Here is a 12,957-nt window from a genome sequence, read left to right on the forward strand (position 1 = left end):
AATTGCAAGCAAACTTAATCTAAGCATAGCGAAATCTGTCTTGTAAAACAATTATCTGAAACTTCTACTTCCTACGAACATTCATAAAAAAGGCTTGTTTGATAACATCCAAACAAGCCTAATCCTTATTATATAACGTCATTAACCATTAGAATGTTACAAATTCAATCTTTTTAACCATATTTCTTCTAAAGATGTAGAATTTTCTTGCAAGAAAATTTCAGATATCGCCCCAGAAATGATAATTTCACCTTCATGTAAAACTAATACATCATCTGCTATTTCTTCAGCAAAAGATAGCAAATGAGTAGAGAAGATAACGGTATTGCCTTTTTTCTTCTCCTCCAGCATCATGTTTTTCAACTGTGCTATCCAAAAGGGATCTAGACCATTCGTTGGCTCATCTAAAATTAACAATGACCCGCTACCAAGTAAGCTCTGGGCTAGGTTTAGCCGTTGGAGCATCCCTTTGGAAAAGTGTTTAGCTCTTTGCTTCCGAACATCCCACAAGGAAACACGCTTCAGTACATTCTCTTGCTCATATTTATCTACTTGTTTTAAAGATGCCAACAGCTCTAATATTTCAGCTGCAGTTAGCATAGTTGGAAAGTTTACATCATCAGGCATAAAACGGATTGTTTGTGGTTGATGCCATATTATTTCACCAGATTGCTGTTTCTCTTGACCCGTTAACAAACGAATCAAAGTACTCTTCCCAGCCCCGTTTCCTCCAACCAATGCAAGAATTCGACCAGCTTGCAGCTGAAAGGAGGCTTCTTTTAATCCTCTATCATTTTCATAAACCTTAGCTACATTTTTTCCCTCTAACAGAATCATCGCCGCTCCCCCTCCTTTAACAGCTTCGTAGCAAGCATTAACGGTAGTACAATCCAGAGTATTGTTATTATTCCATACACCACCTGACCAAGAGGTGATAAGTAAAACCTCGTTACATCATAAAAGGCTGGACCAAGCACACTAGCTTGATTACTAAATATAAAATAGCCGAAGCGCAGCCATTCTACTGGATTAATATGTATCGTTATGATGATGAGCTTTTGTAAAAGATGTCCTGAAACAACTGCACCTATAGCCATTAAAGCATAAGAAATGAGCAATAAAAGAAAGGACCATACTACAAGTGATAATGCAAGTGCAAATAATCTTGTTTTTGCAAATACCCCTAGCAAGATTCCTAAAGACACAAAGATAATAATACATAATAGCGTAAGAATAACTAAAACAATTGGTAACCGTACCCCACCTAGTAACCCACCTACGGTTAATACAAAACCAAATGCCACTACTATTACTAATAAAAACGCAAGTACCGTAGCTACATATTTGCCTGTAATATATTGCTTCCGCTTCATAGGGTATGTTTTTAATAACGATAACCAACCTGATTCTATATCACCAGCTATACTCATACTACCAATGGTGAGGATAAATAGCGGCAGCAGAAATAATAACACACTTAAAAATGATGCAGTTTGACGTGTAAAGCCTTCAATATCTGGCAAAGCCATTTGTTGAATGACGACTATGGCAACGAAAACAAACGTAAACAGAAAGGCTACTAGTTGCATCCATCGACTTCTTAAAATCTGCTTCAGCTCTATTTTTACAAACATCACTCATGAATCCCCCAATTCAATGTCAGCAAATCACGATAGGCAAATAGTTGACCTTCTTCTTCATCATTCATCCATTCTTTGGCTTCGTCTTTTGTAGCAAATGCAATAACACCATAGTTCATCGGCGTCCAATAATTTTTGTTGTACACATAAATCGCTTTATAAACGTCAATCCATTCATTCGTTGCTTTATTTTTAATATAGGCTGCTCCCACTTCACCATCGCCATTTAGCTCAATGTAATCCATTAAGCATCCAATATCATCAAAAGTCTCATAGTCTCCATTTTTCAAAACAATTTGCCCTGCGTATTCATTATGAACAATACTCATATTACAAACTTTACAAACATCTGTTTCACTATTGATTTCACGTGGATGGTATGCTTTTTCACCACAGCCTCCTAAAATAACGCCACATATAATTACTATCATTATCCATCTAGTCACACTCGTATCCCCCTTTTCCAAAGCCATAAACTTCCCATAAACACAATAAAACCAATCACTAATTGTAAGATATTTAATGAAAACTCTATCTCTTTCATATTGCTCAGTAATTTTGGTTCATTATCTACCATTAGATTTCGTTCTGTTTTATTAATCTGTTGATCTAGTGACGTCAGGATAACAACGCTTGGTGATGCCACAAAAAATTGATAAACTGGTTGTCTCACCATCCATTGTCCAAAACTCGACACAGCCACATATGGAATATCTCCAAAACCATCACCTGTAACATCTAGCCCTGTATAATCATCATAAAAATTATGAATTAAACGTAATCCTCGATTATCTGACCTTGCTGTTAATATATTGCCTGTAAACTGATTATTCATAATGATTGAACGCTCATCGACTTTTGTACCTTCTAATGCAGTTTGATTCATCTGAAAGCGATTTTCTTGTATTTGAATCACTGAACTCTTCTGCAACGCTACCCCTACACGATTATGTAGAAAGCTATTTTCTCTTACCATTGCCTCCTGTGTGTCATACATCATAAGTCCATAACTATTGAAGCCATTATGAGCACTAATTGTATTACTACTTATTTCTAAATTAGTAGTCATCATCACCATAAGACCTGTAACATTCTGTAAATATGTATTGAACAACACCTTCACATTGCTTGAATACATAAAATGTGTTCCATAACGGCTATTTGTTACCTTGTTTCGCTGTACATCTATTCGCGTCCCTTCTTCAACATATATACCATCCTGGACTTGTTCGATCGTATTTTGATCGATCACGACATCTTCACTTTTAAAAACCGCAATTCCATTTCCTTTTTCAGCAAAGTGAGATTCATTTCCAATGATCCTATTTTCTAAAATTCGAATATGCCTTGATTGTTGAAGATGTATACCAACTCGGATATCTTTTAGTTCAATAGCTCTTAGCTCTAAATTATCCGCCTCATTAGCAACAATTCCTTTATTTTTTGCTGTTATCCTTATATTTTCTATGGAAACATTCGATACATGTTCAATTTTTAATACAGGTTCATCATTTTGAGCATAAAGCTCAGTCCCTTTTTGTCCGTACAGTTTGATCGGTTTCTTCACCGTGAAATTCCCTTGGTAACGACCAGCAGGAATATGAATACTATCTCCAGCTTTTGCTTGATCGATAGCATATTGAATATCAAATTCTGCATACGCCGTTTGACTTGTCATGAGAAAAAATAAAAAGAACAACATGATTTGCTTCATTACTTTCCACCTCCTCATTCAGCAAGAAAAGACTAGAGGATTTCCCCTAGTCTATAATTTAATGACCGTGCCCTTCTTGATTCATCTCATTCGAATGCATAGAACCGGATGCATCTTTTTCATCCTCAGCCTTTTTTTGCATCATTTTCTTACGTCTCTCCAATGCATCATCTTTAATTTTTTGTAGTTCCTCCACATAAGCTTTCGAATTTTCTTGCATATATTTATCTGCTTCAGCCTTGTCCACGAAATAAATATAGCCCCAGTTCATCGGAGATTTCAGCTCTGTTTTTATAATTGTTACATCTTCAATCTTTGCCCAATCTTTCGACACAAAATCACGTACAAATTTTTCGTTTTTTTCTTCATTAGCAACCTCTGCATTTAATAAACAGCCAATATCGTCATAAAAAGCAATTGTTCCATCTTCTTTTATTGCCTGTGCTGAAAATACACCCATCTCATGGTCTTTCATATAAACTTTCATATTACACATTTCACAAGTTGTCTCTTCTTCGGGCTCTTGTAACCGTGTATCTACTAATGAAGCAACTTGCACGGTTTCTGATTCATTTTTCGTAACTTCTTGCTCAATTTCCGTTTCTTCTACCTGTTTTTTTTCGCTACCACAAGCTGCAAGTACAAATAATAATATTAGTGCAGGTAACCATAATTTTTTCACAACTTTATCCTCCAAGTTTAGTTTTTTGTTGCCATCTCCTACACTACAGATTAGTTGTGAAATTAGTTAAAAATCGCTGTGAAGAAATGGAAAAATTACCTTGAACATTCCATGAACATCTTCACTTCAAATATTTTGAATTTAGTACTTTCATTTACTTCCCCTCAAAAATAAAAACTCTCCACACTGATGTGGAGAGTTTGGCTTATATGGAAGAACGGTAACTATTGAGACGCTTCTTTTGTTTGTTTAAACGACTGAGCTTTAATGCCGTCTCATTTAATTCACGGCGAATTTCCAAATCACTAGCGCTATCTATATGGATAGGTGTAATCGGTTGCTGCTGTGAATTTACAGAAATAGTTGTTGAATTGTATGTCTTCTCTTTATTTTTTTGTAATCTATTCCGAAATTGCTTTTGTGGATTTTGCCCAAAGTTATGGCTGAGATCACCAGCATGTAAATACTGTTGTTCCTGCCGAAAAACACTACTTGTCGTTGCACTCACTCTAGAAGTCCTCATAAAAAGTTACCCTCCCCTACATTTTATTATCCTTATAGGTAATTATATCGACATTATATGCTGACAATTAACAACATAGAACCATAATACATAAAAAAAGAGTGAAAAGAGCTATTTTTAAAAGTGAAACCACTTTCTTTATAACCCTTTTCGCTCATCTTATTTCCAAAAATCATCAAATATTGTAATTGGCATATGACGTTTATGCTGGGAACGCAAATAATACCCTTCTAATCTTTGGCGAGGTTCTTCTGGAATTTCTTTCCCCTCTAAATAATCATCTATTTGATCATACGACACACCTAGCGCCACTTCGTCTGGCAACGAGGGCCGATCTTCTTCTAAGTCTGCTGTAGGCACCTTTTTATAAAGATGCTCAGGGCATTGAAGTTCTGCTAACAATTGCTTTCCTTGTCGTTTATTTAAACGAAAGATTGGCATTAAGTCTGCTCCACCATCACCGAACTTTGTATAGAAGCCTGTAATAGCTTCCGCAGCATGATCTGTTCCTAATACAACCGCTCCATTCATTGCAGCAATTGAATATTGGACCTTCATACGCTCACGAGCCTTTTCATTCCCTTTCACAAAGTCATTCAGCTCAACACCCGCATTTGTTAGAGCTCTCACACTAGCATCCACTGCGTCTTTTATATTTACTGTATAAACCTTCGTTGGCTTTATATAATCAATGGCATCTTGGCAATCCTGTTCATCAGCTTGTACGCCATATGGTAATCGTACAGCGAAAAACGAATACTTCATTTCTCCCTCTTCTGCATTTAATTCATCAATAGCCAACTGCGCTAGTTTTCCTGTTAATGTTGAATCTTGACCACCAGAAATACCAAGAACAAAACCTTTTACAAAACTATAGCGTTTTGCATATTCCTTTAAAAAATCAATTGATTTACGTATTTCCCTCTGTACATCAATGTTAGGCAGTACGCGTAATTCCTCAATAATTTGTTGCTGTAAAGTCATTGCACCCGTCACTCCTTTTTACATTCGTTTAACCATCGCATGCACTTCTTCAATATTACGCATCTTATTATCCCAGCATTTTTGACTGAGATCGACCGGATATTCTTCAGGATTCATCGCACGCTTATATTCATCCCACAACAGCTCTAAATTCTCCGCCGCGTAATCACGCATTTCCTCTAATGTAGGGTTTTGATAATTGATCGCTCCATTTTTAATAACATGCTGATGTAAATTTTTTGCTTCAAAATTTGTGACAAACTTTGAGACAAACGTATGAATCGGATGGAACATTTTGATACGTTCCTCAGCTTGAGGATTTTCATCGTGCATTGTGATGTAGTCTCCTTCTGCCTTTCCATTCTTTTTATCGATAATACGATAGACATTTTTCAAGCCTGGCGTTGATACCTTTTCCGCATTAGCTGAGATTTTTATTGTATCTTCAAGTTGCCCTTCGCTATTCTCGATAGCCACCATTTTATATACTGCACCTAACGCAGGCTGGTCGTAAGCTGTAATAAGCTTTGTACCAATTCCCCAAACATCCACTTTTGCTCCTTGAGCTTTTAAATTTAAGATGGTGTATTCATCTAAATCGTTTGAGACAATGATTTTGGCATCATGGAAGCCTGCAGCATCCAACATACGACGAGCTTCTTTTGATAAGAAAGCAATATCGCCGCTATCTAAGCGTATGCCAATAAAGTTAATTTTGTCTCCTAGCTCTTTAGCTACTTTAATTGCAGTTGGCACCCCTGATTTCAATGTATTATAAGTATCTACCAAAAACACACAATCGCGATGACGTTTTGCATAAGCATGGAATGCATCATAATCATTTTTATAAGCTTGTACTAATGCATGGGCATGTGTACCAGAGACAGGAATTTTAAAAAGTTTACCTGCTCGAACATTACTTGTGGAAGCAAAACCACCGATAAACGCGGCACGTGTTCCCCAAATAGCAGCATCCATCTCTTGTGCACGCCTTGTACCAAATTCCATTGCCACTTCATTCTTAATAATTTGCTTGATACGGCTAGCCTTTGTAGCAATTAATGTTTGATAGTTAACAATATTAAGTAAGGCTGTTTCAATTAGCTGCGCCTCTACTAATGGAGCTTCAATTCGGACGATTGGTTCATTAGCGAAAACCAGTTCCCCTTCTACCATGGAATACATTTCTCCAGTAAATCGGATGTTCTTTAAATACTGAATAAAGTCATCTTTATAACCTACTTCATCACGTAAATACGCAATATCCGATTCACTAAAATGAAAATCACGAAGATAATCAAGCATTCGCTCTAACCCAGCAAATATGGCATAGCCATTACCAAAAGGTAATTTTCTAAAATACAATTCAAAAACCGCTTTTTTATTATGTATGCCATCCGCCCAGTAGGATTCTGCCATATTGATTTGATATAAGTCTGTGTGTAGCGCTAAGCTATCATCTGCATAGTTTGATCTCAAAAGAAACCCCTTCTTCCGCTTTGATAATTAGTCCTAGTATACACTATATACCCAAATTCTTGCGTATTACTTTCCCTCTTGTAGATGTTAGGTTTTCTAACATAAATAGTCAGAAAATTTAGAACTGTACACATTTTAGACACAAATTTTAGTACCGCTTTCATTCCCTTTATAAAAACCTTTTTTCTAAAATACTTCGAGACCAGAAATATTATGTGTAAACTAACCTTACATAGAATTCAAAAAAACAATTGCACTGTTTTTAATACCGTTTTAACATGTAAATTAAATTTACGCAAGGAGCTGGTACTCATGAAAAAAATTGAAGCAATCATTCGTCCTGAAGTTTTTGGAGCTGTTCGGGATGGTCTTGCACAGGAAGGAATTGCAGGGTTAAGCGTTTCTGAAATCGCTGGTTGTGGTCGTCAGCTAGGTCGAACAGGACTCTTCCGCGGCAATACGTATGAAATTGAATTTTTACCTAAATTAAAATTAGAAATGATTGTAGACGATGGCAAAGTTGATGCCATTGTAGAGATTTTATTGCGTGAAGCAGCAACCGGTAAAGTTGGGGACGGGAAGATTTTCATTTATCCAGTAGAACAAGCAATTCGTATCCGAACAAAAGAAGTCGGATCGATTGCAGTAGAATAAAGGGGGCGATATAGATGGATGAGGTACTATTATCTGTTAATTTAATTTGGGTGATGCTTGGCACTATTTTAGTATTCTTTATGCATGCAGGTTTTGCTATGGTTGAGGCTGGATTTACCCGCTCAAAAAATGCAGTCAATATCATCATGAAGAATTTTCTTACCATTTCTCTTGGTGGAATCGTCTATTTTTTATGTGGCTATGCCATTATGTTCGGAGACTCAGTAGGTGGCATTTTCGGCACAAGTGGCTTTGCTTTAAAAGGAGTAGATGATCTTTCTTTCTTTATCTTCCAAACGATGTTTGCTGCAACTGGAGCAACTATTTTATCGGGGGCTGTTGCAGAACGTACTAATATTTTCGCTTATGTTGGAGTTATTATACTTATGTCTTTAGTTGTTTATCCTGTAGTAGGCCACTGGGTTTGGAGTGGTCAAGGTTGGTTAACAGATTTAGGTTTTGTTGATTTTGCTGGCTCGACAGTTGTCCACTTAACAGGGGCTGTTGCAGCATTTGTCGCAGCAGTTATGGTTGGACCTCGACTAGGCAAATATGAAAATGGTCGAGTAAATGTTATTACAGGACACAGCATTCCATTAGGTGCATTAGGCGTATTTTTACTTTGGTTTGGTTGGTTCGGCTTCAATGGCGCTTCTACATTAGCTGCTGATCCAGAGCTAGTTCCTAGTGTTATTGCTAATACGTTTTTTGCAGCTGCAGCTGGTGTCGTTGCCACTGCTTTCTATACAAAATTTCGATACGGACATATCGATGGCTCTCTTACATTAAATGGTGCATTAGCTGGGCTTGTAGGGATTACTGCTGGTGCAGCGAATGTCAGCATTTTTGGCTCACTTATCATTGGTTTAATTGCTGCCCCTTTACTTGTGGAAGGTGTACGCTTCCTAGAGTGGAAGCTAAAAGTTGATGATCCTGTTGGAGCAATTGCTGTTCATGGTATTTGTGGTATTTGGGGAACACTGGCAGTTGGACTATTTGATATTGGTGGGCAAGGCTTATTTTATGGTGGGGGTTTTGGTCTATTAGGTATTCAAGCAATCGGCGTTATTGCAACTATTGCTTGGGTTAGTGTATCTGTAGCTGCAGGTTTATTGATCATCAAAGCATTTGTCCCATTACGCGTAACGGCTGAAGAAGAAATTGCTGGATTAGATGTAATGGAACACGGAACGCCTGCCTACGAATACCAAGATATTTTCAAAAGCTCCGCTGTACGAGGCGAAACCTTCGCTCATCGTTTAACACATTTCGGTAAAACGCAGAACAATGTTCAAGAAGAACAACATGTATAGTTAGTTCATCTGCTCCTTTATCTATGGATAATGGGGCAGATTTCTTTTGGTGCACTCCTACATGTGAAACTGTTCATTTACAGAGAAAGAAGGTTACTTTGTTTGAAGTGATCCAATCCATAGAAAAAGCGCTCTTTCCATTATTTCGCAAGAGACTAACATTTACCGCTTCACTCGTTCTATTCCTTCTCTAACTCAAGTAAAAATTGTTTCATAGCTAAGCCGCTTCTGAAGCCTGTTAATTGACCATTTTTGCCAATAACCCGATGACATGGAATAATTGCCAGGATTGGGTTTGCTCCAATAGCAGTCCCCACCGCTCGAACCGCTTTGGGATTACCAATGCGTTGAGCAATATTTCCATAAGTTGTTGTTGTACCATAGGGTCATTCTTTTAATGCATCCCACACTGCTAATTGAAATGCTGTCCCTTTCACATGGATTGGAAGATTAAATTCAATAAGTTCCTTCTTAAAATAGGCTGTTAACTGCTCTTTATATGGGAGCAACTTTTCTGAATTCTCTTCAAAACAATATCCTTTAAATGGTTTTATAGCCCACTCCTTTACCTCATCGAATGCTGCATTTGGTGTACCTATATAAACAAGTCCTTTGTCTGAAGCCACAACATACATATCGCCTTGTGCATATGTTAATGTATCGAAATACAATATTTCCATTCCCAAATCCCCTTCTTTCTTTTATTTCAACACCATCTTCCAGTCATTTCATGCTACAGTTATTTTACTGACTAAAGTAAAGGAGTTTCAATAGATGAATATGTTATATGAACCTGCCATTCACTTTCAACAAGTTCATTTTTCAGTAAATGACAAAATGATATTAAAGTCAATTACTGGGTCATTTCCGAAAGGGCAAATCACCACTCTCGTTGGCCCCTCTGGCGCTGGTAAAACAACATTACTTAAATTATGTAATGGCCTTCTCTCACCATCAAATGGGCATATACTCATCGATAATCAACCTATTTCTACATATGATCCAACAGCTTTAAGAAGGCATGTTGGTATTGCTTTACAGGCAGCTCCTATGATAGCAGGTACAGTGTTAGAGAATCTTGCACTTCCCCGTACACTGCAAGGACAAAAACTTTTGCAGCAGGAGGCTATTCAATATTTAGAGGACGTTGGGTTAAACGAAAGCTTCCTGCATCAATCTACAAATGATCTATCAGGCGGACAACGTCAAAAGGTATCCATCGCTCGAACACTTATCAATAAATCCTCTATTTTATTATTAGACGAAATAACGTCTGCCTTGGATCGTCAATCCGTACAGGATATTGAAAAATTGATTGTCACCATTAACAAAAAATACAATGTTACCATGATTTGGATTACCCATAATTTGCAACAAGCGCTAACGATTGGTCACTATACATGGGTTATGATGAATGGGGAGCTAGTTGAAACTGGTAAAAGTTCATTACTCGATGCACCAACAAATCCACGTGTTTCCGAGTTTGTACAGGGGGTAAACAAATGACATATACAGCCTTATCACTGACATTAATTTTTGTTTGTATCCCTTTACTATTATCCAAAATATTAAAATTAGACCTTGAAAAAGATACGCTTATTGCAACATTACGCTCCATCATTCAATTGCTTGCTGTCGGCTATATATTAAAGTTTGTGTTTGATGCAAATAGTTATAGCTATATTTTACTGATGGTAGCACTAATGATTATCGTAGCCACGTTAAATGCACGAAAAAAAGGAGCAGGTATTAAAGGAATCACCTGGAAGATAGCACTGACTCTTGTCATGATAGAAATAATTACACAAGGTGTTTTGCTAGGCTTTCATATTGTTCCAGCAACCGCTCAGTATATCATTCCCATTAGCGGGATGCTAATTGGTAATTCCATGGTGCTATCCATTTTATTCTTAAATCGTTTTACAGCTGAAATTATTAACCATAAGGATCAAATGGAACTAATACTATCCCTGGGTGGCACACCAAAACAGGCTATTCATCGCCAATTAATTAATGCCATAAAAGCTAGTATGATTCCTACGATTGAGAGTCAAAAAACAATCGGGCTAGTACAGTTACCAGGTATGATGAGTGGTCAAATTATTGGGGGAGCCGACCCTATTCATGCAGTCCAATTTCAACTTTTAATTATCTTTGCTCTCTTAACTACTGCAACATTATCCAGCGTTATGATTGGCTTTTTAAGTTATCCTGCACTATTTAATGAACGTATGCAATTACTCGAAATGAAATAATTGTTAGGCTGAATGTAATATAGTTTAAAAAATTTATGTTATACTAAAAAGAAAATGCAGTTAGGAGAATGACCATGTTATTACGCGATTTTTTCATCCACTTATCTGAGAACCAACTATTAAATAGTGCTGCAAAGAAATATGGCCTAAAATTAGGAGCACAAAGTGTAGTAGCTGGTACAAATATCGAAGAAACAATTGCAAGCATCAAAGAACTAAATGCACATAATATTTCTTGTACAGTAGATAACCTAGGTGAATTTGTTTCAAGTAAAGAAGAAGCGACTGCTGCTAAAGAAAAAATCCTTACTGTGATCGAAGCTATTCACGAAAATGGTGTAGCGGCACATATTTCATTAAAGCCATCTCAATTAGGCTTAGATATTGATGTTGATTTTTGTTATGACAATCTGTATGAGATTGTAGAAAAAGCCGCTTCATACGATATCTTTGTTAACTTTGATATGGAAGACTATGGACGTCTACAAACTTCCTTCGATATGGTGGAAGAATTATCGAAAACATTTAATAATGTTGGTACAGTCATCCAATCATACTTTTACCGTGCAAAAGATGATATTGAAAAATTTAAGGACTACCGTTTACGTATCGTAAAAGGTGCTTATAAAGAGCCAGTTGAAGTAGCCTATCAAGATAAATTAGATATTGATTTAAACTTTATTGAGTTGATTGAATATCACCTACTAAATGGTAAATTTACATCAATCGCAACTCACGATCACAATATTATTGCGCACGTAAAACGTTTTGTAGCTGATCATAATATTCCGCTTGATAAATTTGAATTCCAAATGCTATATGGTTTCCGTACAGATATGCAAAAAGAACTTGCAAAAGAGGGCTATAACTTCTGTGTGTACGTTCCATTTGGTGAAGATTGGTACGGCTATTTCATGCGCCGTTTAGCTGAGCGTCCTCAAAACCTTAATCTTGTCACAAAACAAGTATTTACGAAAAAAACGAATACTGTTCTTGCAGTAGCAGCAGGTGCATTCGTTCTTGGCCGTTTAACTAAACGTAATAAGTAAAAAAAGAGAACCTTTTCGCTTATGATGCAAAAAGGTTCTCATTTTATTTATTCCATCCTTTTTCTTTAAAGCGTGCAATGGCCTCAATTCGATTGCCGACGTTTAGTTTTTCTAAAATCGTCGAAATATAGTTACGAACTGTGCCAGCAGACAAAAACAGCTCAGCAGCAATTTCCTTTGTCGTCTTGCCCTCTGCTACAAGTGTCAGAACTTGACTCTCTCGCTCCGTTAAAGGATTTTCACTATCATCTTCATAGACAAAATCAACGAGCTCTGGCGCATAAATGCGTTTACCGTCCATGATTGTACGGATTGCGCTCACTAACTCCTCTATAGGGCTATCCTTTAATAAATAGCCTCTGACACTCGCTTTTCTAGCACGTTCGAAATAACCAGGTCTAGCAAATGTAGTTAAAATAATGACTTTACAACCTGAGCCAGTGCTATGCATTTCTTCTGCTGCATCTAGTCCCGTTTTCACTGGCATTTCAATATCCATAATACAAATATCAGGCTGATGCTCTTCCACAAGCATCAATGCTTCCTCACCATTTTTTGCTAAGCCAACAACCTCCATATCCTCCTCCATACTAAGTAAAGAGCGAAGCGCGCCTAATAGCATACCCTGATCTTCAGCAATCACAATTCGTATCATGTCACAATC

At 37.0% G+C, this 12,957-nt stretch carries 14 protein-coding genes and 1 pseudogene; 5 read left to right on the top strand and 10 right to left on the bottom strand.

The window, feature by feature from the left end; genetic code table 11:
- Positions 1-156 precede the first annotated feature (156 nt).
- From MKY76_RS20635 to MKY76_RS20670, 8 genes are all read right to left on the bottom strand, one after another.
- Positions 157-837, bottom strand: coding sequence for an ABC transporter ATP-binding protein (locus MKY76_RS20635; protein ID WP_053075732.1), 681 nt, complete (start codon positions 835-837; stop codon positions 157-159).
- Positions 834-1,634: an ABC transporter permease subunit gene (locus tag MKY76_RS20640; protein WP_066038122.1), complete on the bottom strand. Its 801-nt coding sequence runs from the start codon at positions 1,632-1,634 to the stop codon at positions 834-836. Before MKY76_RS20640 ends, MKY76_RS20635 begins: the two co-directional genes overlap by 4 nt.
- Entirely contained in the window at positions 1,634-2,086 is a 453-nt protein-coding gene (locus tag MKY76_RS20645) for a nitrous oxide reductase accessory protein NosL (RefSeq protein ID WP_233436264.1), read from the bottom strand. Before MKY76_RS20645 ends, MKY76_RS20640 begins: the two co-directional genes overlap by 1 nt.
- Positions 2,083-3,354: a NosD domain-containing protein gene (locus MKY76_RS20650; RefSeq protein ID WP_328025428.1), complete on the bottom strand. Its 1,272-nt coding sequence runs from the start codon at positions 3,352-3,354 to the stop codon at positions 2,083-2,085. The genes MKY76_RS20645 and MKY76_RS20650 overlap by 4 nt, the downstream gene beginning before the upstream one ends.
- Before the next feature lie 58 nt (positions 3,355-3,412).
- A complete protein-coding gene (locus tag MKY76_RS20655) occupies positions 3,413-4,036 on the bottom strand; it encodes a nitrous oxide reductase accessory protein NosL (protein WP_257962257.1) in 624 nt (207 codons plus the stop codon).
- Between the two features lie 205 nt (positions 4,037-4,241).
- A complete protein-coding gene (locus MKY76_RS20660) occupies positions 4,242-4,559 on the bottom strand; it encodes an NAD synthetase (RefSeq protein ID WP_257962256.1) in 318 nt (105 codons plus the stop codon).
- Positions 4,560-4,718: 159 nt separating this feature from the next.
- The gene (nadE, locus tag MKY76_RS20665) at positions 4,719-5,543 is read right to left on the bottom strand and encodes an ammonia-dependent NAD(+) synthetase (RefSeq protein ID WP_048395002.1); all 825 of its coding nucleotides are present in this window, start codon (positions 5,541-5,543) and stop codon (positions 4,719-4,721) included.
- Between the two features lie 18 nt (positions 5,544-5,561).
- The gene (locus MKY76_RS20670) at positions 5,562-7,022 is read right to left on the bottom strand and encodes a nicotinate phosphoribosyltransferase (RefSeq protein WP_082148178.1); all 1,461 of its coding nucleotides are present in this window, start codon (positions 7,020-7,022) and stop codon (positions 5,562-5,564) included.
- A 312-nt stretch (positions 7,023-7,334) separates the two neighbouring features.
- On the opposite strand from MKY76_RS20670, the gene MKY76_RS20675 reads away from it, so the two are divergent.
- Together MKY76_RS20675 and MKY76_RS20680 are read left to right on the top strand one after the other, a co-directional pair.
- The gene (locus MKY76_RS20675; protein ID WP_016995352.1) at positions 7,335-7,676 is read left to right on the top strand and encodes a P-II family nitrogen regulator; all 342 of its coding nucleotides are present in this window, start codon (positions 7,335-7,337) and stop codon (positions 7,674-7,676) included.
- Positions 7,677-7,690: 14 nt separating this feature from the next.
- The gene (locus MKY76_RS20680) at positions 7,691-8,989 is read left to right on the top strand and encodes an ammonium transporter (RefSeq protein WP_016995351.1); all 1,299 of its coding nucleotides are present in this window, start codon (positions 7,691-7,693) and stop codon (positions 8,987-8,989) included.
- Positions 8,990-9,168: 179 nt separating this feature from the next.
- On the opposite strand, the pseudogene MKY76_RS20685 reads toward MKY76_RS20680, so the two are convergent.
- Positions 9,169-9,669: pseudogene (locus MKY76_RS20685) on the bottom strand (methylated-DNA--[protein]-cysteine S-methyltransferase).
- A 94-nt stretch (positions 9,670-9,763) separates the two neighbouring features.
- Here MKY76_RS20685 and MKY76_RS20690 point away from each other — a divergent pair.
- From MKY76_RS20690 to MKY76_RS20700, 3 genes are all read left to right on the top strand, one after another.
- Positions 9,764-10,495: a phosphate ABC transporter ATP-binding protein gene (locus tag MKY76_RS20690; RefSeq protein ID WP_342557101.1), complete on the top strand. Its 732-nt coding sequence runs from the start codon at positions 9,764-9,766 to the stop codon at positions 10,493-10,495.
- On the top strand, positions 10,492-11,244 hold the full coding sequence (gene fetB / locus MKY76_RS20695; protein ID WP_066038126.1) for an iron export ABC transporter permease subunit FetB: 753 nt from the start codon (positions 10,492-10,494) through the stop codon (positions 11,242-11,244). The genes MKY76_RS20690 and fetB overlap by 4 nt, the downstream gene beginning before the upstream one ends.
- 74 nt (positions 11,245-11,318) lie before the next feature.
- Complete coding sequence (locus MKY76_RS20700) at positions 11,319-12,293, top strand: proline dehydrogenase family protein (protein ID WP_048394992.1); 975 nt, start codon at positions 11,319-11,321, stop codon at positions 12,291-12,293.
- 43 nt (positions 12,294-12,336) lie between these two features.
- Here the strand turns inward: MKY76_RS20700 and MKY76_RS20705 are convergent, their stop codons facing one another.
- Positions 12,337-12,948, bottom strand: coding sequence for a response regulator transcription factor (locus MKY76_RS20705; protein WP_048394990.1), 612 nt, complete (start codon positions 12,946-12,948; stop codon positions 12,337-12,339).
- Positions 12,949-12,957: the final 9 nt, after the last annotated feature.

Origin of the sequence: Lysinibacillus sp. FSL P4-0201, assembly GCF_038593425.1 — a bacterium.
GTDB classification, from domain to species: domain Bacteria; phylum Bacillota; class Bacilli; order Bacillales_A; family Planococcaceae; genus Lysinibacillus; species Lysinibacillus capsici.

Excerpts from the sequence above, each read along its gene's own strand:
- MKY76_RS20700 (WP_048394992.1), top strand. The coding sequence starts at position 11,319 with ATGTTATTACGCGATTTTTTCATCCACTTATCTGAGAACCAACTATTA.
- MKY76_RS20680 (WP_016995351.1), top strand. The coding sequence starts at position 7,691 with ATGGATGAGGTACTATTATCTGTTAATTTAATTTGGGTGATGCTTGGC.
- MKY76_RS20690 (WP_342557101.1), top strand. The coding sequence starts at position 9,764 with ATGAATATGTTATATGAACCTGCCATTCACTTTCAACAAGTTCATTTT.
- MKY76_RS20660 (WP_257962256.1), bottom strand. The coding sequence starts at position 4,559 with ATGAGGACTTCTAGAGTGAGTGCAACGACAAGTAGTGTTTTTCGGCAG.
- MKY76_RS20705 (WP_048394990.1), bottom strand. The coding sequence starts at position 12,948 with ATGATACGAATTGTGATTGCTGAAGATCAGGGTATGCTATTAGGCGCG.
- fetB (WP_066038126.1), top strand. The coding sequence starts at position 10,492 with ATGACATATACAGCCTTATCACTGACATTAATTTTTGTTTGTATCCCT.
- nadE (WP_048395002.1), bottom strand. The coding sequence starts at position 5,543 with ATGACTTTACAGCAACAAATTATTGAGGAATTACGCGTACTGCCTAAC.
- MKY76_RS20640 (WP_066038122.1), bottom strand. The coding sequence starts at position 1,634 with ATGTTTGTAAAAATAGAGCTGAAGCAGATTTTAAGAAGTCGATGGATG.
- MKY76_RS20650 (WP_328025428.1), bottom strand. The coding sequence starts at position 3,354 with ATGAAGCAAATCATGTTGTTCTTTTTATTTTTTCTCATGACAAGTCAA.
- MKY76_RS20675 (WP_016995352.1), top strand. The coding sequence starts at position 7,335 with ATGAAAAAAATTGAAGCAATCATTCGTCCTGAAGTTTTTGGAGCTGTT.
- MKY76_RS20635 (WP_053075732.1), bottom strand. The coding sequence starts at position 837 with ATGATTCTGTTAGAGGGAAAAAATGTAGCTAAGGTTTATGAAAATGAT.